Annotated in this window: 2 protein-coding genes; one reads left to right on the top strand and one right to left on the bottom strand. The window is 78.1% G+C overall.

What is annotated here, in order from left to right:
• Positions 1-109 precede the first annotated feature (109 nt).
• Positions 110-397, bottom strand: coding sequence for a zf-HC2 domain-containing protein (locus ACZ5XZ_RS00150; RefSeq protein WP_468972728.1), 288 nt, complete (start codon positions 395-397; stop codon positions 110-112).
• 49 nt (positions 398-446) lie between these two features.
• On the opposite strand from ACZ5XZ_RS00150, the gene ACZ5XZ_RS00145 reads away from it, so the two are divergent.
• Positions 447-1,040 carry a sigma-70 family RNA polymerase sigma factor gene (locus ACZ5XZ_RS00145; protein ID WP_468972725.1) on the top strand — a complete coding sequence of 198 codons (594 nt, stop codon included), beginning with the start codon at positions 447-449 and terminating at the stop codon, positions 1,038-1,040.
• Positions 1,041-1,158: the final 118 nt, after the last annotated feature.

Below are 1,158 nucleotides of genomic sequence, written 5' to 3'. Positions count from 1 at the left end.
TTGCGAAGACCCCACCCCCCAACACCCTTCCCCGACTCTTTCACCCCCCCCCCCCCCCCCCCCCCCCCCCCCCCCCCCCCCCCCCCCCCCCCCCCCCCCCCCCGCCCGCTCAGCCGGCCCGTCCGCCGTCCGTGTCCACCGCACCGGGGGGCACCGGCCCCGCGGACACCGACCGCAGGCCGGCGAGCAGCGCGTCGACGGCCGCCGGGTCGTCGCCCTCGGAGTGGGCCGTGGCGCGGTCGAGACGCGCCGTCAGGGCCCGCGCCCGGGCTTCCCACTGCCAGCAGTCACGGCAGTCGGCGAGGTGGGCGGCGAGATCGCCGGGGGTGACGCCGGCTGGCGGTTGCTCCCCGTCGAGGCGGGCGGAGAGGGCCGTACGGATGCGCGAGCAGTGCATGTGTCCATCCTCCCCGAAGCACCGCGGTGCGGCGAGGGGCGGTCGCGGTATGCGGGATGACGAGGCGGTGACCGGCTGGGCGCTGGCCGCCCGCACCGGTGACGAGCGGGCCGTCGAGCAGTTCGTGCGGGCCACCCAGCTCGATGTGCGGCGCTATGTGACGCACCTGAGCGGCGATCCGCAGGCGACCGACGACCTGGTGCAGGACACCTACGTACGGGCGTTGCGCAGCCTGCCGCGGTTCGAGGGCCGGTCCTCGGCACGTACCTGGCTGCTGACCATCGCCCGGCGGGTGGTGGCGGACCGGATCCGGTCCCAGGCGGTCCGGCCGCGGCTGGCCGCTACCGACGACTGGCAGTCGGCGGCGGAGCGGGTGCAGCCGCGCGGGGTGCCGGGCTTCGACGAGGGCGTCGCGCTGTCCGAGCTCCTCGCGGCCCTGGCGCCGCAGCGGCGGGAGGCGTTCGTCCTGACCCAGCTGCTGGGGCTGCCGTACGCGGCGGCCGCCGGGGTGATGGGCACTCCCGTGGGGACCGTGCGGTCCCGGGTGGCGCGCGCCCGGGAGACGCTGGTGGCGCTGCTGACGGAGGCGGAGCGGCCGGAACCGGCCGAGCGGCCGCGCGCGCTCGCGGGCGCCGTGGCCTGACGGTCGGCGCCCGGTAGGCGAAGGGGGGTTCCCGGGGAGGATCCGGCGCGCCCCCACGAGCCCCCTCTGCGTACTGCCCGGAACACAACCACCCGACCCCCCGCCCCGCCGGCGGGTT

It is taken from the genome of Streptomyces sp. NPDC033270 (genome assembly GCF_055576575.1).
The sequence above is the reverse complement of the archived record's forward strand: the minus strand, read 5'-3'. Positions and strand labels throughout refer to the sequence as shown.

Excerpts from the sequence above, each read along its gene's own strand:
- ACZ5XZ_RS00150 (WP_468972728.1), bottom strand. The coding sequence starts at position 397 with ATGCACTGCTCGCGCATCCGTACGGCCCTCTCCGCCCGCCTCGACGGG.
- ACZ5XZ_RS00145 (WP_468972725.1), top strand. The coding sequence starts at position 447 with ATGCGGGATGACGAGGCGGTGACCGGCTGGGCGCTGGCCGCCCGCACC.